The 21,464-nt window shown below is 49.7% G+C and carries 6 protein-coding genes; 1 reads left to right on the top strand and 5 read right to left on the bottom strand.

All coding sequences use genetic code 11. The features are described 5' to 3' along the window. Positions 1 to 108: 108 nt before the first annotated feature. On the bottom strand, positions 109 to 1,365 hold the full coding sequence (locus BN1247_RS01265; protein WP_054948758.1) for an ABC transporter substrate-binding protein: 1,257 nt from the start codon (positions 1,363 to 1,365) through the stop codon (positions 109 to 111). Between the two features lie 473 nt (positions 1,366 to 1,838). Here BN1247_RS01265 and BN1247_RS01260 point away from each other — a divergent pair, with 473 nt between their 5' ends. Then, positions 1,839 to 3,320, top strand: a complete 1,482-nt coding sequence (locus BN1247_RS01260) for an MDR family MFS transporter (RefSeq protein WP_054948757.1) — start codon at positions 1,839 to 1,841, stop codon at positions 3,318 to 3,320. A 145-nt stretch (positions 3,321 to 3,465) separates the two neighbouring features. Here the strand turns inward: BN1247_RS01260 and BN1247_RS01255 are convergent, their stop codons facing one another. The 4 genes from BN1247_RS01255 to BN1247_RS01240 are packed head-to-tail and all read right to left on the bottom strand — an operon-like array spanning position 3,466 to position 21,462. Continuing rightward, a complete protein-coding gene (locus BN1247_RS01255; RefSeq protein ID WP_054948756.1) occupies positions 3,466 to 4,197 on the bottom strand; it encodes a thioesterase II family protein in 732 nt (243 codons plus the stop codon). Next, a complete protein-coding gene (locus BN1247_RS01250) occupies positions 4,194 to 11,351 on the bottom strand; it encodes a type I polyketide synthase (protein ID WP_054948755.1) in 7,158 nt (2,385 codons plus the stop codon). Before BN1247_RS01250 ends, BN1247_RS01255 begins: the two co-directional genes overlap by 4 nt. Further along, positions 11,348 to 14,575 carry a non-ribosomal peptide synthetase gene (locus BN1247_RS01245; protein ID WP_054948754.1) on the bottom strand — a complete coding sequence of 1,076 codons (3,228 nt, stop codon included), beginning with the start codon at positions 14,573 to 14,575 and terminating at the stop codon, positions 11,348 to 11,350. Before BN1247_RS01245 ends, BN1247_RS01250 begins: the two co-directional genes overlap by 4 nt. 17 nt (positions 14,576 to 14,592) lie before the next feature. Beyond that, a complete protein-coding gene (locus BN1247_RS01240) occupies positions 14,593 to 21,462 on the bottom strand; it encodes a non-ribosomal peptide synthetase (protein WP_054948753.1) in 6,870 nt (2,289 codons plus the stop codon). Positions 21,463 to 21,464 lie beyond the last annotated feature (2 nt).

Raw genomic sequence — 21,464 nt, 5'->3', positions numbered from 1 at the left:
TCTTTCGTTTTAGCCTTTGAGCGACGTGTAGTGCGGTTCGGGCGGTTTGAGATCGAGTCATTCAACGGACTCCCTCCACGTTACTTTTTTTGTTTGTTGGCTAGTAGATTATTTTTTTTGTTCCTCAGTTAAAATGTCGTTCATTTTTTCGGCGATGTTACGTGTCGCTTCGTCAATCGAGCGATCTTTGAATAGCATTTGCTGAATTTCTTGTGACTCGATGTTTTGCCACTTTAACGTGCTTTTCGACACCGGGTAGGGAACGCCAAATTCGAGACTGTCGACAAACATTTGTAAATCTAGTTCGGGAATGGAAGCGATCCAAGCGTCTTCCGTTCCTTTGTACGCGGGGATGCTAAAACCAGATTCCGCTAACATCCGTTCCGCTTCTTCGCCCGACAACGTTTTCATGAGTTCCCAAGCGAGCGCTTCGTGTTGCGAATGGCTGTTTAGCACCCAACTGAGCCCGTGCACGATCGCCGCTTTTTCCTTTCCTTGTGGCAATGGCGCCACGCCCAAATCGTCCCCTAACATATCGTACAGCGTCGGGGCGTTGACAGAAATATTCGGTAGCATGGCTGCTTTGCCCGAACCGAATAATTGGTTGACATGTACTTCGGCTTGTTTCTGCGCCGTAGGGGAAATCCCCTCTTGCATAAGCCTTTTCATCCACGCAAACGCTTCGCGCGCCTGGGGAGAATCAAAGCCAGACTCCGTTTTATCTTCACTAATGACGAACCCGCCCGCTTGATGAATAAGATTGTAGTAACCCGCCTGGTTTGTAGATGGTGCAATGTACCCGTAGATGCCTTTTTCCTTGTCGGTAAGTTTTTTTCCTATTTCTTCGATCGTTTCCCACGTCCACGATTCGTCGGGATAGTCGATGCCTGCTTCGTCAAACATCTTTTTATTGAAGAATAGCCCAATCGTATCTTGAAAATAAGGTAACCCGTACAAGTCACCTTCGTACGAATACAGCTCTTGCAAGGCGTCGTTGTAAACGCCCGGGTCCATTTGATCCCGCTCCATAAGCGGTTGCACGTTCTTTATCAACCCAAGTGAGGCGTATTGGTAAAAGTTCGGACCGTTCATCCAAAACACATCCGGCCCTTTTTTGCCGGCAATACTCGTCCGCAAACGCGTAAAATAGTCGCTGTACGGCGTGTACGTCACCTTTACGTCGACGTTTGGATGCTTTTCTTTGAACACTTTAATCGATTCATCGACGACCTTGCTCACATTTTCATCCCACAACGCCACATTTAACGTCACATTTCCGTCTTGCTCGTTACTGTTACTGCAGCCGACAACTATAATGCTGACGATTGCGATAATAATTAAGATAAGAAGGTGCTGGTTTCGCATCGTATACCTCCTATGTGCGTATACAACCTGCTGTCAGAAACACCGTTACGCAAAAAAAAGTACCTTCTTGAAAGATAGAATGCGCTTGCAATAACACAGTTTAAGAGCCAACCTTACTCTCGTTGGCAGTCTGCTTCCCCCTCTCCGATGTAGATTTATAATTTTATCTGTAATTGTATCTTTAAGGATATCATCAACAGGTTGTTGGGTCAAGGGTTTAGGGATGGATCTGTGACCGTTGCCATATTATATGGTAGTGTTAAAAGACGAACCTCACGGCATACGGGTGATTATTCTCCCGTCAACCGTTCGCGTTCAAGTGATAGATCTACCACGTCAACCTATATAAACTTCGTCGATCCATTGTTTACATCTCGGCGATTAGAGTTTATATAACGAAGGGCTATGTGTTTACATAACAGGAAGTTTAGGGTTTAACAAAATTTACAATTTACATGACGGAGAGTGGGAAGATGCCAAAAGAAACAAACAAGCGTATGGTGACGGCTGCTATTTTGATTTCCACTTTTTTGGCGGCGATTGAAGGAACGATTGTGACGACGGCCGTGCCGAAAATCGTTAGCGATTTAGGCGGACTAGAGCTCATCAGCTGGGTCGTGTCCGTCTACTTGCTCACATCCGCAGTGACGACGCCCATTTTCGGCAAGATGGCCGATTTGTATGGGCGGAAAATCGTCTTTACCATCGGGGCAGTCGTGTTTCTCATCGGATCGATGTTGTCCGGAATGGCGCAGACGATGGCGCAACTCATCGTGTTCCGTGCGCTGCAAGGGATCGGTGCCGGCGGTATTCTCCCAATCACCTTTACCATCGTCGGCGATATATATCCGTTTAAAGAGCGGGCGCGGGTACAAGGTTGGATTAGCGGCATGTGGGGCATCGCCGGTATTCTCGGTCCAGTCACCGGCGGCGTGTTAGTCGATTACGTGTCGTGGCGCTGGGTCTTCTATATGAACGTCCCGTTCGGACTCGTAGCGATCGTCATGTTGTGGCTCTCCTTGCACGAGCAGATCGAGAAGGAGAAAAAACCGATCGACTACTGGGGCGTCTTGACGTTTACAATCGGTATGACCGCGCTCATTTATGCGCTGTTAAGTGGCGGGACGACGTATCCGTGGCAGTCCGGGTTTATTATCGGTTGCTTCGCCATCGCCTTTGTCGCCATGAGCGTGTTTTTTGCCATCGAGACGAAGGTGCGGGAGCCGATGCTACCACTACATTTATTTAAGAACCGCTTTATATCTGTGTCTATTTTGGCGGGGTTGCTGTTGGGGGGCATTTTAGTCGCGGTCGATTTTTACATACCGCTTTGGATCCAAGGCGTTTACGGCATGGGCGCTCTAGAGTCAGGGCTCACGCTCATTCCGATGTCGATTAGTTGGCCGCTCGGCGCGGCGTTGTCCGGTCGCCTGATTGGCCACCTCGGTCTGCGCAAGACGACGTTACTCGGGATGGTGTGCGTCTTTGTCGGCGTCACGGGATTGGCTTTCCTCAACATGGCGATGCCGCATGTGGTGTTGTACGTCATCGCCTTAGTGTTAGGCTTCGGCTTTGGGATCGTAATGACGTCGTATACCGTTACCGTCCAGTCGGCGGTCGATTGGCAGTTGCGGGGCACAGCGTTGGGGTCAAATCAGTTTATGCGCACACTCGGGCAGACAATTGGCATCGTCGTCTTCGGGGCGATCTTTAACTTGCAAATGGCGGGCTACTTGTCTCGGTACGGACAAGACGTCATCACTTCCGGAGACGTCGATGTGAACGAAGCACTCCATCCGGAAGTTGCGGACAAGCTACCGCCAGACGTGCTCCATACGGTGCGGGAAGCGATCGCTTTCGGTCTGCACGATGTGTTCTTCTGGTTGACGATTCTTGCTGCAGCTGTGTTTTTATTATCCTTCTTACTGCCGAAACACGAGGGACACGCCGAGTAGAAAGGGGCGGCAGTACAACTCCATGTACTACAACTTCATGTACTTCAACTCCATGTACTACAACTCCATTACGACTAGCTCGTAAAATGCTATAAGATAAATATCCCGTACGATCAATTTTCTGTACGGGATATTTATCACTCCATTATAAATGGTTACTATACGCCAGATAGGATTTTAGTTTCCGATTAATAGTGTCACAAATTTCGGCACCCTTCTCGTTAATAAAGAAGTGACCACCTTTGAAGTCGTGTAGCTCAAAGGACCGGGTCGTATAACGCTTCCATTCCAATACACCCAGCCGATCCACCAAATGGTCGTTATCACTGAAAAAAAATACAATATCCGCATCAAGTTTCGTACCAGGCGGTTGAAAGCGATATTGCTCAATGAGGCGATAGTCATCGCGTAAAATAGGGAGAAAGATCTTAACTAGTTCCTCGGACTCAAATAATTGACGCGGCGTGCCGCCGATCCGCTCAATTTTTTTTATAAATTCAGAGGCGGGTAAAAGATGCATGTCTCTATCTTTATAAATGTAATGCGGCGCTTGGCGCCCAGATAGGAACAGCACACGGGGCTGGGGAAGGCCAGCCGCTTGGACCGCTACAGCAAGTTCATAGGCAAACACTGTTCCCATACTGTGACCGTACACGGCATAGGGTCGCTCGGAAATACGCGTACGAATCGTTTCCATCATATCTGCAACCGCAGCTTTAACCGAGGAGTGAAAGGGCTCCGACATCCTTCTCCCGTGACCGGCAAGCTCTAGCGGATGAACCTTAATCTTCGGATCGAGGTGCTGCACCCACTTACCGTAAATGGCACTGGCGGAACCCCCGGCGTAAGGTATACAAAATAAATCAAAGTGACTCATACGTTACCCCTCACTGCTCTTTTCTTAACTTGCATCTTTATTAAGTGCGCTATCTCTTCGTCAAATAGTTGACGGATCCTTTCCATCTGTGGCTCGAACTTACACAAAATGAGGAAGTCCAGTTTGTTGTTCCTCACTTTCACTAATCCGTAAAAATCAGCGTAATTTAGTCTTGCTTGACCGTCGTCGTCCAGCTGTTCCATGCTGTAGTCCCAAATCTTATCGTACTCAAGCTCAGCGTTACCCGCGTAATTAAGCAGGAACGGACTATAAAAAGTAGCGCTCGTATTTCTTGCCTCCGTCACTTTTTCCCAGCGCACCGTTGAAGAGTCATCCCACGCCATGTTGAGAAAATTGATGTTATGGTCGTTGATGAGCTGAATGTTCTCCCTAATGACGGCTGTCATGCGAGACGGCTCCTCACGATTGACCGGTACGACAAATGGCACACTATCTAGAACGAGACCGACAACATCCGCGAAGTTCTTATTCTCGTATCTACGATTTTGAAAAAGAAGATCAAAAGGAACGGTATCCAGCTCCAACAATCGCGAGATGACGAGGATATAAATTTGTAACGCAACTTCGAAGGGACCATCTTGGTCATTTTTATCGAAATTGAAGCGTGATAAATCGACACTACTGCGTAATTGTTGAATTCGGCCCAGTGGGCGTTGGTCAATTTTTTCACTCACTATTTTGTTGTACGCGGTGTACTGTCGCAAATTAAAGCGAGCGATCAATTCCTCCGCCGTAATGCCTATTGGGCCTCGATGGATTTGCTTCAAGTAGTCCCGGTAGCTAGTTGAGACTTCCATCGCCCTTCTGCTCCCTTGTTGCAGATCCTTATAACGCTGAAAAAGCTGACGGCGAATCACTTGTCCCGACGATACGTCGAAAATCGAGTGATCAAACTGGAAAAACAAATTGTAGTGCCGTTCGTTCAGCTTAATCAACGTGACGTGATACATTGGGATGCCCTCTACTTTAAAGTCTGCCTCCGATTCCCTCCTGGCCAAGAAGTCCATCACGCGAGACTGTGCTGCCGGAGTAAGCAGCGATAGATCTAATCGCGGTAGAGGTGTTTCTTGCGGCGGTGCAAACTCTTTCCACCGATACTCACCCGTCTGTTTGTACAGACAACTACGGAGTAGCCCGTGACTGCCCACTACATCGCAAAATGCCCGTTCCAATAGCTCCTCGTCCACATTTTCGTGGAACTCAATGAAATACAGTTGCAGTCGGACGTTGCCGCGAAAATGCGTTTTTTGAATATTGCTCAGCCCATAACATTGCAACACGGGTTGCCTCACAATCGCTTGGTTGAACGCGTTTTGCGCAATGGAAAGCCGTTTGTCCAAATCTTCCAAAATACCCTTCTCACAATCACTTAACGCCCCTAACGCGACTAATTGATCCATATTCATGCGGTCGGAAGGACTGTTGGCCAGAGAGAGTGGTAGCACATAGTGCGGGAAAAACTTTTCCGGAAGCTGCATCGATTTGAGCCGTTGGCGAATCTTGGCTACCCCGCTAGCTCCCTTATCTACATCTACAAACAACACATTTTTCTGCTCATTACCGTCATCTACGACACATAAACGGCATTTCGTCCCCGCTTCATCATGCAACTTGTCTTCAATATCGGCTGCCGTTAACATGTCCGTGCTGTTTTGCTGACCCGCTTCATTCAGATAACGAGCCAAAGAACGGATCGTCGGATACTTGTATACCTCATTCATTAGCACCTTATGCCCTTCCCGTTCTAAGTCTACCGTCATTTGAATTAACTTAAAAGAATCCCCACCTAATTCAAAGAAATCCGCATCGATATCTACTTCCCGACCAAGCAGCTTGCTCCAAACTTTTTTCAACATGCTTTCCGTTTTCTCCAGTTCGGAGGAAATCCCCCCCTCTTCCGGCAATAACGGCTTACTCGGTGCTACAGACAAGAATGGATGACGACCGGAACGGATCGCCACGCGTTTCATCCCCGATGTTAACATGGCGTCTAACACACTCGGTATGGCGTCAATGTTCGGATCATCTCCTGACACGTAAATCCTGTAAGTATCTGCATCGGCATCTAGCTTATCGTGTACGATCGCCCACTCTGTCTCACTTTCCCCCCACTTGTCCGTATGGGGGAGGTTTGAGATGACGACGGCTGGTTTATCCCAGCTAGCTGCGTGTCGTCCGACAGCGCGATTGACGCTGTTAGCAATTTCGACTGATTCCGGAATGAGTGGAACGAGAGAACGAAAACGAAAGCTGTTTTCTTTGCTTTCTAAATCATCCCAGGCGACAATGCCGTCAGCGTAGCGTACATCACTTAACGCTTTATTAAGAGCCGGTTCTAACGAAGAAGCGTCCGTAGCTTCCACTGTAGGTAAGAGCCGAATCCCTTTTTCGCCTTCGCGCACTGTCTTGTTTCCAGCTGTGTGCCGAGAGAGCGGCATGCGCCCGATCACGATACCGACATCCATACATTCGCGCAATTCGGGATGGTCGGGGTATACGGTAACCTTTTCTAAACCGAGTGCTCTGAATTGTCCTTCCCATTGTTCTTTTGAAACGAGTGGGGACAGTTCCCGCTCATCCTGGTCAAAATGCCACCATCCGTCTGCAAGACCCCATATGAGATCGACATAGCGACGCGCCTTAGTCCGTTCTAACACGCAAAGTAAAGCGCCGGGCTTTAACAAACGTTGCATATTACTTAAGCTGACTGACAAGCGCTCTGTAGCATGCACGACGTTATAAGCAAATACGATATCAAAAGAAGCGGCATCCAACCCTTGTGCTTCCGGCTCTTTAGTAATATCAAACAGGCCAAAGTGCAAGAAGTCCAATCCCTCTTCTAAGGCGTACTGTTGAAAGTCCTCGATGTAAGAATTTCCGACATCGGTAAAGTAATAGTCAACGTCGAGACCCTTTAAGAGAGGCGCCACCTTGCGTAAAATGGCACCGTATCCGCCACCGGCCTCTAATATACGGATTTTACGGTTTGTGCTCGTTATTTTCGCAAGCATCGTAGAGAAGATCTCTTTAATCAAGTCATCCTCTTTCTCTTGGATCGAACCTATATAAGATTCGCGAAGTAAATCTTCCTTCCCTCCCGGATACAAAACAGCTAAGGAGGGAACGTCCCCGCGTAAAGCTGATCCGAAGTTGTCGACACAGTGTTCTAAAAGGTCCAGTTGTCCGGAAAACAAAGTGGTCGTACGTTCAACGTCGCCACGAATGATTGCCGAACGACGCAGTGATTGCACACGGTCTGTCACCCGATAACACTCATCCCCGGCCTTCTCTAAAAGACCATCTTCACACAACATGTGTAAGAAATAGTCGACATATCGTTCCAGCGAGGAAATGACCCCCAAGCTTCTAGACATTTCCTCCCGTATAAACGTTTTTCCGGGCTTAAGTGGAAAAACAGGATGAATATAATCATAAATTAAGCGTGTCGCATACTCATCTACTAGATCATGCACCTTCGACAAGTTTTGGACTCCATAACGGCTTATATATTTTTCCTGTTCACCTTGTAGCTCCGCGAACACGTTGTCCGGAACGGGTACTTCGGGTTGTAGACGGTAAGGCAACACAGTAACTTCAGCCTCTAAATCTTTCACGAGATTTCGTGGTAGAGCGAGCGACATCGGCAACTGGTCTTCCCGGCTTAAAAAGACAAAACGACTTCGTTGTAACGGTGATGCCGGGCTTAGCCGCTCCACATCCAATGGCTTAAACCGTAATACTTGCCGGCGATTGCCGACATAAGCGACGGCCGGATAACGAAACGCGCGGTCAACGAGTTCATGCTTTAAGACGGTCGCCCATTTTTCCCCAGCCCCTTCGCTGCCTAACGGCGTGCCGGCGTCCAAAAGCCGAATAGGTAGGTTAGGATTCGCCATCCCGATACCGCGCACTTGCGTTACGAGGTGCGGCATGTCGGAAACGGGTGAAACCGGACTAAGAACAACTACTTCGGGTAACGCCTCTTTTAATTCTACTGTTAAAGCATGTATAAGCGCGCGCAGTCCTTCCTCAGTTTGTTTGGCAGTCGTGTAAGAGACGATCACTGTATTGGGCAGTAACGCTTGCTCGTATAAATCCCGCAGCAAAAGGCGCATATGTAATGCATTTCCGCACCGTACGGTCGCCCCGAGTGTTCCTTTATAAAGGTAGCTGTCACCGTCCTGAACAGAATAAAATCTCCACCTTGAAAGATGTTCTGTCAGAGAGCTTACAGCATCGACTTGGTCGGTCAGCACTAAACAGGTCCGATGCTGCTCGGTACGATCTTTAGGCGGTAAAAACGCTGGATCCCAATCGATTTGTCCGGCTTCCAACTGTGTCGTCCCCATCGTTTCTGAATCGTGGGTAGTCATTTCCTGAGTAGCGGCAACTAGTGCCTTCGCATCGGTACCTACTTCTAGCAGTTGAGCAATACCGCCGCTACCTAGCGGAAATTTTTTAGGTTCGAAAGGATACAGTGGGAGCTGCACGCGATTTCGGACTTGACCTTTGTAATAAGCTTTCCAGTTCAACGCTACGTTGTTACCCCACAGTTCTCCTAGCCGCGCCACTAAATACGTATCGTCGGATGTTGTTTCTTTTGGGTGTCGTAACGTATTGACAACTGCCAAAGGCTTCGTGGCATCGGCTTGACGGGCAAAAGTTGCTAACGTCCGTCCGGGCCCTACTTCGATGAGAACAGCGCGTTCATCAGCCAATATTTTTTTAATTCCGGCGGCAAAATTGACACACCCTCGCAAATGCTTCGCGTAATAGCTCGCATCTGTCGCATCTTGGGAGCTTATCCAATCCCCGGTTACGTTAGAAACATAAGGAATCTGCGGTTCTTTCAGTTTAACGCCAGAAAATACGCCTTTAAAAGGTTCCATCGCCCCTTCCATAAGTGCCGAGTGAAAGGCGTGAGACGTCTGTAATTTCGTACTGGCCAAGCCCCGCGCGGCTAGGCGTTGTTCAAACGCTTTAATCGCTTCGGCCGATCCAGAAACGGTGCAGTGAGTAGGACTGTTAATCGCCGCCAACGATAAATCCCTCGTCAATAAGGGTTCCACCGTTTCAGACGAAGCGTGAACCCCGAGCATCGACCCGCGTGGCATTGCTTGCATGACGCTCCCGCGAGCGAGAACGAGTTTGATCCCTTCTTCTAAGGTGAATACCCCTGCCACACAAGCGGCCGTATACTCTCCCAAACTGTGGCCAATCATGCCCGTTGGATGAATGCCCCACGACATCAACAATCGCGCCAAAGAGTACTCCACGACAAAGAGCGCAATTTGCGAAAGGCCTGTTTCTTGTAGCCCTGCCTGATGTTGGCCCTCGCGCCGTTGATCCTCGCCGTTCAAAAGGACATGCCGTAGTTCTTTATTCCCTTCTGCCTCGACGAATGCCAAACAAGCGTCTAGCTCTCGGCGGAAGACGGGTTCAGTTTCGTAAAGTTTTTGCGCCATGCCGCGATATTGCGACCCTTGTCCCGAGAATAGAAAATATACGTTCGGATTGCGTTCTGACATCGCAGAGTAATGTTTTCCGGCGCTATTTTCTTCGTGCAAGCTGGCGGTGAGACCTGCGATTAAATCGTTCATATCGCGATAAGGTAATGCAAATCGCTTCGGCATGTTCTTCTGTCTCGTTTGCAAGCTCCAGGCCAAATCTGACGGATCGACCGACCTCCCCTCACCCGTCAGGTACTCGAGATAAGACTCCTTCAAACGCCGTAACGCGGTGTCAGTGTGTGCAGAAAGGCAAAACAGTTTCCACTCCCTCCCTTTCCCCGATGCACTGCGTTCCGGTGCCTCCTCTAAAATCATGTGGACGTTCGTACCACCGATACCGAACGAACTGATCCCTGCTCTCAGCGGAGCATAAGCGTTCGAAAGATTGGATATGCGTTTCCGCTCCCATCGCTTCGTCTCGGTCACAACATAAAAGGGACTGTTATCAATGTCAATTTCCGGGTTTCCCTTTTTATAATTAATACTCGCTGGAATTTCCTCCTGCTTTAGGGCTAACGATGTTTTGATGAGAGAGGAAATGCCGGCCGCCACATCGAGGTGCCCAATATTCGATTTTAACGAGCCGATCCCACATGACCGTTTGTCAACGTTCTGCCACGCTTTTTTCAATGCCGCTACTTCGATCGGGTCACCTATATTCGTCCCGGTTCCGTGGGTCTCGACGTAAGATATACTTTCCGCCGAGACGCCCGCCATGATGAGCGACCGCCGAATAACTTCAGCCTGCCCCTCGACACTAGGCGCGGTGAAACCGACTTTGCGATTTCCGTCGTTATTGGCCGCCGTGCCGCGGATGATAGCATAGATGTGGTCCCTGTCTCTAATAGCCTCCTCGAGCCGTTTTAATACAACCACACCTAGACCGTTCCCTTCAACGGTGCCTCTCGCCTCTTGATCAAATGGGCGACAGTGGCCGTCCGGGGAATTAATCATGCCATCCTTATACAAATACCCGTTCCGGTGGGGCAAAGTCAATCCACTGCCGCCTGCAACGGCTAAAGAGCACGCACCGGTCAAAATGTGTCGGCACGCCACGTCGACAGCGTAGAGCGACGTTGAACACGCACTGTGGACGACGACACTTGGCCCTTGAAGGTTGAGGCTATAGGCGATACGGGTAGCCGCAAAATCCTTGTCGTTCAATTGAATGGTCGCAAATTCATGGCCACCGCCTTCTACGGTAGCTTTTATCGTATCCAGCTCCCACGCTAAATTACCCGTGGCACCTAGGAAGAGTCCGGTTGTTTCGCGCGAATCTTCAGCGGCGTAACCGGCATCTTCCAAGGCGTGATAAACTTCTTCGTGCAGCGCACGCACCTGTGGATCTAACAGGGATGCGTCCCTAGGCGTATAGTTGAAAAAGTCGGCATCAAAGTACTCCAGCCCCGGAAATACACCCTTAGCTTTCACATAGTTCGGATTGGATAATAGTTCTTGCGTCACACCCCCAGCGATTAATTCCTCATCGCTAAAGAAAGAAATCGATTCTTTTCCCGCGAGTAAGTTGTTCCAAAAATCCTTTAAATTTTCTGCCCCCGGAAACCGACCCGCCATTCCGATGACAGCGATCTCTAACCCCGTATATTCTCGCTTGATGTTCATCTTGATCCTCCCATTTTTTGAATAAGTGACTGCGTTTTTAGAAGGGTCCCACGTGCACTCTCCATCTCTTGCTTACGCGCCTTTTCGCCACGGATGTCAGTTTCCCCTTTCTTCTGTAAGTATGCGGCGATTTGGGCGATGGAAGGATGTTCGAACAGGACGGTTAAAGGGATGTCCCTTTTGAACGCCTTCTTAAGACGCACGTTGATCGTCATCATATTTAACGAATTCGCACCTAAATCGAAAAAATTTTCCTTGACGCTGATCGCCGCAGGGTCGATCCCCAGCACGGAGGCACAAATCGTCGCGACCGTCTTTTCGACTTGCGAGAGGGGACGCATGGCGGAACTAACTTCTGCCCGCTGAAATTGTGGTGCCGGTAGTGCCTGGCGGTCAATTTTCCCATTGACAGTCAAAGGTAAACTATCCATTTTGATAAAGAAGTCAGGGATCATATAGTCTGGTAACTTAAATTTTAAAATACCCTTCCAAGCGTCTAAGTCTACTTCACCTTGAGACGTGTAGTACGCACATATTCGCTTGTCTTCACCAATCTCGCGAACTTGTACCGTCACCTCTTGCAAATGGGGCAGATCCGCCATCACCCTTTCAATTTCTCCGAGTTCAACGCGGTAGCCGCGGATTTTCACTTGCGAGTCAAACCGCCCTAAGTAATCGATCGTACCGTCGGCCAGCCACCTTGCAAGGTCTCCTGTGCGATATAAGCGTCCGCCAGCAACGAAAGGATCATCTAAGAAGCGTTGCGTCGTAAGCTCTGCGCGGTTGTGATAACCTATGGATACACCGTCGCCGCCTACGCATAACTCACCGATAGCCCCAACAGGTAGCAAGTTAAGCCCCCGATCCACGATGTAGACGTTTCTGTTCGACAACGGCCGTCCAATCGGTATTCTTTCCCGTTCTATATCGCGTGCGGTCACGGTATGTGTCGTAGAAAATGTCGTGTTTTCGGTTGGCCCGTAACCGTTCACAATTTTTAGATCCGGGTTCGCCTCCTGCACTCTCTTAATATGTGGAACCGATAACGTATCGCCCCCGACGAGTAAATTTTTTAGGTTGCGAAACAAGTGCGGACTCTGATCACATAGACGGTTAAACAACGGTGCGGTCAGCCACATCGTTTGAACGCCGTGACGGGCGATGTGTCCCTCGAGAGCGTCGGCGTCAAGAATGTCCTCTTCCTCAATAAGGACTAACGTTCCCCCGTGCAACAATGCCCCCCATATCTCAAACGTACACGCATCGAAAGCAGGCGAGCCGGTCTGCAGAATGACTTGGTGAGGGCCAAAGTCAACATAATCCTGACCGAGGACTAGGTTAAGGATATTGCGGTGCGTAATGACACAACCCTTCGGCCGACCAGTCGATCCTGAAGTATACATCGTATAAGCCGGGGCTTCTGGGCCGTGATCGGCAGACACATGCTTCTCCCGAGCGGCTCCCTCTACTTCGTCGAGTAAAAACACGTCAACATCGGTAGGCACGTTGTCTTTTAAATCAGACCGCGTGCAAACGATCGCAATGTCGGCATCTTCAGCAATAAATGCCAATCTTTCCGAAGTGTTAACAGTATCTAGCGGCACGTAAGAAGCCCCTGTTTTTAGAATGGCCAGTATTCCTGCTACCATCTCCGGACTACGCGGGACGAATAGACCGGCCGTAACGTTCGGGCCTAAGCCTTTTGACGCCAATTGAGCGGCCAGACGGTCTGACCAAGCGTCCAACTGTTCATAAGTGAACGTACGCTCTTTCCACTTCAACGCTGTTCGCGTCGGAAATGTGGATGCCACCTCGCGAAACATTTGATCGACCGTACGATCGGCAGGATAGGGGCGCCGGCCGCTATTAAAGTTTTCTAGTACGATCGATTGATCCGTAGCAGCGCACACCCTTAACGTCTCGATCGGTGCCTCTGGATCGTGGCAGGCTGATTCCAGTAAGGTGATGAAACTGCGTTCAATCCCTTCCACTATTTCTTGGGAAAAACAATTGCCATTGTACGCGAAGTTAATGACGATCGCGTCCCCCGGGTTAACGACAACGTGAAAGTCGTAATTCGTTTGTTCGAATACTTTTACTTCCTCGATCTGGTAAGGTTGTTCGCCGTTTGAACCTAAACGTTGCAACTGCTCTGCCAACGGATAGTTCTCAAACGCCACTACGTGGTTCAACAACTTATTTTTCAGCGGAGACTCACCTTGAATTTGGTATAAAGGATAATATTCAAAGGAAGAAACATTAAAGCTCTCCCGCTGCACTTTCGTACACAAACTAGAAAAACTGTCCCCATCCTCCGTTCGTACACGCAAAGGCAGCGTGTTAATGAACAGCCCTACCATTTGTTCAACCCCTGGTAATTCCGGTGGTCTTCCCGAAACGACATTGCCAAATACGACGTCCCGCGTATAGTTGTATTTTTGAAGTAACAATCCCCACGCCGTCTGAAAGATCGCATTGACCGTCCACTGGTGCGAGCGCGCCAATTTACGCAGCCGTTCTGTCAATGCCGCGGGCAAATGGAACGAGTGCGTATCGTGACGATATGACGCGGAAGAAGTGTCGCTAGGCAAGGACACAGGTTTTTCGTAGCCCTCCAGATACTGTCTCCAATAGCGACTAGCTTCCTCTTCGTCTTGACCCTGTAACCATCTAATATATTCATAATACGGGTGTTCGTCCCGTCGGAAACGCGCAACGCCTTGTTCTGTCCCCTCCTCGTACAGACTAAAGAAACTTTGAAACAACGGCGCCAAAGACCAACCGTCCATCAAAATATGATGAAAGGAAAATATAAAACACCACGATTGCTCTCCCGTTCTGAGAAGTGCACCCCGACATAGCACGTCGCGACTCAAATCGAATCCTCTCTGTTTGTCTGCTTCTTTGAAAGCTTTGACTCGTTCCTCGGGAACGGGCTCACCCCGGAAGTCTTTAACAACCCATTCCGGTGTACGCACCTTTAACACGACTTGTCGAGGTTCGTCAGTTTGACGATACGAGAAGATTGTACGTAAGATGTCGTACCGCTCAAACAATTTGTTCAGGGCCCACTCCAGTCGCGGCGGATCTATTTCCCCGCTGATGCGGAAATCAAATTGCTCGGTATAGGCAGAGGACTCGGGATCGACCGCGTGGTTAAACAGCATGCTTTTTTGCATGGGAGACAACCCGTAGATGTCTTGGATGTTTTCCTTCTGAATCATTGCTCTGCTCCTTTTTATCACTTAATATCGAGATCGTCGAGAATGTTCTCCAATTCCTCTTGTTCGAGCGGTGTCACCGTAAAATCAGAAGCTGTTTTTTCTCCCACAGTCTGTTCTGAACAGTGGTAAGCTACTTCAGTAGCAGCTTGATCGATTAGCTTTAATAAATCCCTAAATTCTTCTGCGCTAAAAAGTGCACGGGGATAGCGTATGTCCAAACAAAGAGCCGTTCCTACTTGTGCCGCAACGATATCGAGAACTAAGGAAGTCTCATAGTTCCCGTCCACCGTCACGTCAGCCGGCAGGGGCTCAATCTCAACCGCACCGGGATGCTGTTCCCCTTGGACCCCGAGGTAATTAAAGCTGATGGCGGATTGGAGACTTTCCAGTGCTTCTCGGTCTTCCAAAGTTAAATCCTCCGTTAACGAACGTAAAACCCCAAAACCGAATCCCCGTCTCGGAACAGATCGAACGCATTCCTTGACAGCCTTAACGGTTGCCCCTATTTCTTCTTCTACCTGCAATAACACTGGAAAAACACTCGTAAACCAGCCCGCCGTACGGCTGACGTCTAAGCCGTCGGTAAACGCTTCTCGGCCGTGCCCTTCAAGATTGAATAGAAGTGCCGAACGATTTTTCCAAGCTCCTACGGCTTGAGCCAATACAGCGAGCACTAAGTGTACCGTCTCAGTATGGTACGCGCGATTGGCCTTACTACACAATGCCTCGCCAATTTCCCCCTCAATCCAATGTTTCACGCTTACCGTGTCCTTGTGTAACACTTTTTGCGGCACAAACGGTACCGGCGCCTCTTTAGCTTTTTTAGCTATTCTTCGCCAGTAAGGCAGTTCATCCTTCGCTCCCCCTTCGCCTGCCCATGCTGCTAAAGATTTCGTCCAAACAGGGAACGGCGTTGTTTTTTGTGGGAGTGACTCGTCCGGGCTGTCTAGCGAAGCGAACAAATCTTCCAATAGCGGATCCCAAGAGACGACGTCCACGGCTAAATGGTGGATAGCGATAAATAGCTCGCTTCCTACCCTCCCTCTGCCAACAGCCGCAGCGACCAACGGACCATCCTGAATGTTTATGTGACGCTGTACCTCGATGATATAATCACGGCGTTCACTTTGATCTAAGTCCGCAGGCAATTCGGTTAAATAGAACAAGTTGCCCTCCTCTATCCCCTTAATGCGCATCGTTCCGTCCGCAGAGACTGCCAACCTGAGCGCGTCGTGGTGCTGGCACAGACGGTTAAGAGCTGCTTCCAGCTTGACGTAGTCGATTTCTTTCTTCTTGCGAATCCACATCGCTTGGTTAAAATGGTGCAAATGTCCCGCTGTTCGCATAAACCATGACTGGATGACACTTGGGACACAAAGACCCCGCACTTCTCCTTGTTCTGCCTCAACTTCTCGCTTTGACGTGACATGTGGCGCGAGCGATTCCACCGTCTGATATTGGAACAAATCTGCGACTTGTAAGCTTTGCCCTGCTTGTTGCATACGTGCGACAACTTGGATGGCCTTAATCGAGTCGCCGCCAAGGGCAAAAAAGTTGTCATCGATGCTCGGCTTGCTAATACCTAACACTTCCGCCCAAATATTTATCAGTAAAGCTTCCCGTTCATTGCGCGGCGCGCGCCCTTGCCCCTCCGTCCCAACTGTAGGTTCCGGTAGTTTGCCTTTGTCGACTTTACCGTTTTTGTTTAACGGCAAGCTGGGCAGCGGGGTGATAAAAGTCGGTACCATATAACTCGGCAGTCTCTTTGCCAACGTCTGCCGCAAGTCTTGAACGTCAAACTCCGAAATGCCTGTCTCCGGAACGACCCATAGGCAGAGTATGTGTCGGTCGTCGTGAACTGCCGCAAACGCTTCACGCACGGCTGGATGAACGACCGCATGTTCTTCAATTTCCGTTAGCTCGATCCGAAACCCCCTCAATTTAACTTGTTGGTCTCGGCGGCCTAAATATTGCAGGAACCCGTCATCCCCCCAAGCGACTAAGTCTCCCGTGCGATACAATCGTCCCCCGGGTTGGAAGGGGTTTTCCACGAATTGTTTCTTCGTAAGATTGGGCTGGTTTAAATAGCCAGTCGCCACACCAGGACCCCCGATATACAATTCCCCCGGCACACCAATCGGTTGTAAGCGCATCCGCTCATCGAGCACATAAAGCTCCGTATTCCCAATGCTTTTACCAATTGGAATCGTTCCATCCTCCGGAAGCGTGTCGATCGGATAATACGTCGCATAAACTGTCGTTTCCGTCGGGCCGTAAACGTTGATCAACCGTCCGGGTCCTAGGCGTTCAAAAGCTTGACGCACGTGATGTTTCGAGGCTGCTTCCCCGCCAAAGAGAACCTTCCTCGTACGGTCGAGACAGGCGGGACTCGCATCTACTAAAGCATTAAAGAGAGCCGTCGTAATAAAGAACAGCGAAACGTTGCTGTCGCGAATGCGTTCCCCCAAAACGACAGGGTCGGTCACTTCTTCCTTGTGTAGCAATACTAAACTAGCGCCGTTCAATAACGCTCCGAATATATCGAACATCGCCCCGTCAAATGAATAATTAGAGAGCTGCAGCAGAACGTCTTCCGGAAAAATGGTCAAGTAATCCGCTTGACGGACTAAGCGAACAATTCCTTTTTGCCGGATCAACGTGCCCTTAGGCGTACCGGTCGATCCCGAAGTGTACACAATGTAGGCTAAATCCTCACCGCTTACTTCTATATTAAGATCGTCGTCCGGTAAACTGCTATCGAGACGGTCGAGATCGAGAACGCCCATCTCCTCCTTCCACTCGTCTATCACGTGCCCCGCGAGATCGTTGTGAGTGACTAATAGCTTTGACCCACTGTCCCTCATGATCGTCAGTAACCGTTCCCGCGGATTTTCGCTATCGAGCGGTACGAAGTGACAACCTGCTTTAAGTACCCCTAGGATCGCAGCGATCATATCGAACGATCGGTGCAACAAAAGGGCGATCGCCGTACCAGGAACGCCCCCTTTTTCCAGGATGGCGCGCGCGATGCGGTTGCTACGGCTGTTCAACTTTTTATAACTCATACTCTGGTTATCCAGTACGAGTGCGTTCCGATCCCCTCGCTCGTGAACCCATTGTTCAAAGAGAGGGATAATCCCCCGCTCCCCGGGATAACGGGAGACTGTACCACTCCATTCTTCCAAAAGTAACTGGCGTTCTTCGGGTTCCATTATTTCCAAATCGCCTAATCGCGCATTGGGGGTCTTCACGATCGACCGCAGCATGCACTCATAGCGCTTGGCCATACGTTCAATCGTTCGGCGGTAAAAAAGCGATTCAGCGTATTCCCATTCCATGAGTAGCCCTGTGGAAGTTTCGCGTGCACTGACGGTTAAATCAAACTTTGCACTACCAGGTTCGAAATCTACAATTCTCTCGCTGTCACCTGGCAAACCCATATCGATGTTTTGCAAGGCAAAATACACATCGAACAACGGGTTACGGTTTGGGTCGCGTTCGGGCTTTATATCGTCAATTAGTAATTCATAAGGGTATTCCTGATTCTCGTACGCACCGATGACGGTCTTTTTCAAGCGCTGCAACAAATTGGAAAAGCTCTCCCCTACTTCCGATTTGGTCCGAATGGGCAATGTGTTAACGAACATGCCGACCAAATGCTGAAATTCCAATCGCGGACGTCCTGCGACCGGAGTACCGATCACGATATCCCGATCTCCACCCAGGCGGGCCAATAAATTGTGAAATGCAGCCAGTAACACCATAAATTCCGTCGCACCAGACTGCTTTGCCAGCATTTTGATCTGCTTATGCAAGTCTGCGGGCACCGTATGGAAAAACCGTGCACCGCGATTGTCGCGCACGGCAGGGCGCTGCTTGTCTGTCGGCAAATTAAGTACTGGAATACCGTCTCTAAACTCGTTTTTCCACCACTCCCGTTGCTGCTCCAGATCGGAATCCTCTAAGCGATCGCACAACCACTGAACCGCATCCCGGTAGCCAAATGACAACGGCTTTAGCTGCCGTCCTTTCGCTAAGGACATGTAGTCGGCGAAAAAAACACCCATGGAAATGCCGTCTGTAATGATGTGATGCATATCAATCGCTAAGTAGGACTCTTCGTCACCAAATGTAAAGTATCCAATCCTAAATAAAGGCGCTTTACGCAAATCGAATGGCCGAATAAACTTTTTAAGTTCCTCCTGTAGAACTTCCTCGCGTGTTTTCGTCCCGTTATCGCACAGCACTTTTCGGTCAACTGCAAAGGCGACTTCAGAATTTACCACTTGAACAGGTTTGTTTTCCTCCATATAAAATGACGTGCGCAAGCTGTCGTGTCGTTCGACGAGGATGCGAATAATCGCCTCTATCTCATTAGCACTTTCCCTCTCGGCGAGTTTGATCACACCAGTCACATTGTAGGCGAGAGAATCTGGCATCAAACGATGCGTCAAGAACATTCTGTTCTGAGCAGGTGACAATGGAAATGGTGAGTTCTCTGTTTGGCCTCTACTTTGGTCTTGCGCCAATTGAGATTCTTCTATTCGCGTAAGAGCCATAAGATCGCTCCCGTCTACTCCGAAATCGTGACGCAGCCGATGCACAAACGCATCGAAAGCGGGAGATCCCATCAAAACAGATAGCGGGAGATCGAGAGCAAACGCCTTATTAATGAGATGCACAATCCTCAATCCGGTGATCGAGTCACCGCCGAGCGCATAAAAGTCATCATCGGGATTAATCGTGTCGTACCCTAAAATTTCCGACCACGCCCACGCGGCGAATCGTTCGACTGCGTCTTGTGGTTCCCGATTGAAACGCGAATCACCGATTTGCGCCTGCGCCCACAACGATTTTCTACTGACTTCTCCCTCTTCCTCTCCCTCTTCTGTCTGTTCAGAGACGGCCGGCATTCGTCGCGGTGTTTCATCCCAATAACGATCGTCGTCAAACACTGTCGGGGGCAATGGCGCGCGTCGCACGGGACGATCGACAAACAACGGACTAAAATCCACGTCCATTCCTTGCACGAAGAAGGAGCTTAGTTGTTTCCAAGCGCCCACATCGTGTGATCCTTCAGGCTTCGCTAAGTCCCGCACAAGTTTTTGACCTGAAGCCTCTCGGTCATACGTTATTCCCTGGGCATGAGCGGGTGCATCTGCGTTAGTTCCTAAAAACAAATAGAAGCCGTCCCCTTCGCTACTTACATCACTTATACCGTTGTCCTGCACGTGATCGCTCACTCGCTTCGACAAACAGTCATCCAACGCACGCAAGCCTGCCGCCAATCCGGTTGAGTCGCGACAGAGGACAACCGCACGTACCGCTTCCTGTTCCCGACCGATACAAGCTGTAAAACAGAGGTCCTCCCAACGCACGTCTCGATGGCGCTTCACGTACCGCTCGTAGCGCAACGCTGTCTCCCGCAACAGTTCCGGGGAACGGCTAGAAATAGGGAATATTCCCCATCCTTCATACGTAACCCCCCTGTCGTCAAAAGGCGCTTCTTCCACGACGACGTGGGCGTTCGTCCCCGACAAACTGAAGGAGCTGATTCCCGCCCTCCGCGGTGTTTCTCCTTTTGGCCAGTCAGCCAGACATTGTTGCACGTATACCGGGCTGTTGCAAAAATCGATTAGCTGGTTGGGCTGACTGAAGTTCAAGCTAGGCGGAAGTGCCTCTGCCTTCATCGACAAAAGTACTTTGATCAATGAAGCCAAACCAGCCGCCCCTACAGTGTGTCCGATGTTAGTCTTTACCGAACCGATCGCACAAAACTGACGTCGTTTCGTATGCTTAGAAAACGCACCCGTCAATCCTTTCACTTCAATCGGGTCACCTAAACTCGTGCCAGTGCCGTGGGCTTCGATGTAAGAAATCGTCTCGGGGGAAATGTTCGCCCGCTCCCAAGCACTCAGTAATACTTCTTCTTGCGCTTTGGCGCTTGGCGCTGTCAGACCGTTCGATTTTCCGTCATTGTTAATGGCAATGCCGCGAATCACACCGTAAATATGGTCGCGGTCGGCTAACGCCTTCGACAACGGCTTAATGTATACTGCAGCGACGCCTTCCCCCCAAGCTGTCCCTTCCGCTTGTCGATCGAACGCGCGTACTCTGAAGTCTGGCGACTGGATCTCGCCGTCCAGTTTTCCGGGGTAGAAAAGAAGGTTCGCCCCTCCGATGAGTGCAGCCTCACAGTCCCCATTTACAATAGACTTTATAGCACTGTCTAAAGCTACTAAAGTCGAGGAACAAGCCGTATCGAACACGATTGCCGGCCCGCGAAGATTTAACAAATAGGACAGCCGACTGGCTAACACACCTGTCCACGAACCCGTTAACGCCGTGAAATCTTTCTTATCTAAGAAGGATAAATACGACGTTTCCAAACGGTGTGTGTGATCGTTACCTACAAAGACTCCGATTTGACGTCCGTGAAGTTGTCCTCGATGATAACCCGCCGACTCAATCGTTTCCACAAAAACTTGCAGTAGCAGCCGATGGTAAGGATCCATTTTTTTGGCAACACCCGGAGGGATGTTAAAGTATCCTGGGTCAAACGTATCGACTGCATCGAGATAACCGGCCTTCATAAGTGAAGAAGTATCGCCGCCAATGCGTTGAATATCGTTCACCCGGGCAGCGGGGAGCGATCGGATCGAGTGGCGTCCCGCCGCTAAGTTGTCCCAAAACTCGTCTGGGTCGTTTGCCTCGGGGAAGCGACAGGAGAGACCGATGATTGCCATCGGTCCGACTTTATCATCTGCCCCTGCCTCCAATTCCTTTATATATTCGATCGCCAACTTCGGATCAAGTTCTCTTTGCTTCACTTTATTGAGGAGAAAACGTGCCAGCTCTTTTTTAGTGTCCATTCCTGTACGTGTCATCG

This window comes from Numidum massiliense (genome assembly GCF_001375555.1).
GTDB lineage: Bacteria > Bacillota > Bacilli > Thermoactinomycetales > Novibacillaceae > Numidum > Numidum massiliense.
Note: the sequence above shows the minus strand (reverse complement) of the source record. Positions and strands in the feature narration are given on the sequence as shown.

Excerpts from the sequence above, each read along its gene's own strand:
- BN1247_RS01265 (WP_054948758.1), bottom strand. The coding sequence starts at position 1,365 with ATGCGAAACCAGCACCTTCTTATCTTAATTATTATCGCAATCGTCAGC.
- BN1247_RS01260 (WP_054948757.1), top strand. The coding sequence starts at position 1,839 with ATGCCAAAAGAAACAAACAAGCGTATGGTGACGGCTGCTATTTTGATT.
- BN1247_RS01255 (WP_054948756.1), bottom strand. The coding sequence starts at position 4,197 with ATGAGTCACTTTGATTTATTTTGTATACCTTACGCCGGGGGTTCCGCC.
- BN1247_RS01250 (WP_054948755.1), bottom strand. The coding sequence starts at position 11,351 with ATGAACATCAAGCGAGAATATACGGGGTTAGAGATCGCTGTCATCGGA.
- BN1247_RS01245 (WP_054948754.1), bottom strand. The coding sequence starts at position 14,575 with ATGATTCAGAAGGAAAACATCCAAGACATCTACGGGTTGTCTCCCATG.
- BN1247_RS01240 (WP_054948753.1), bottom strand. The coding sequence starts at position 21,462 with ATGACACGTACAGGAATGGACACTAAAAAAGAGCTGGCACGTTTTCTC.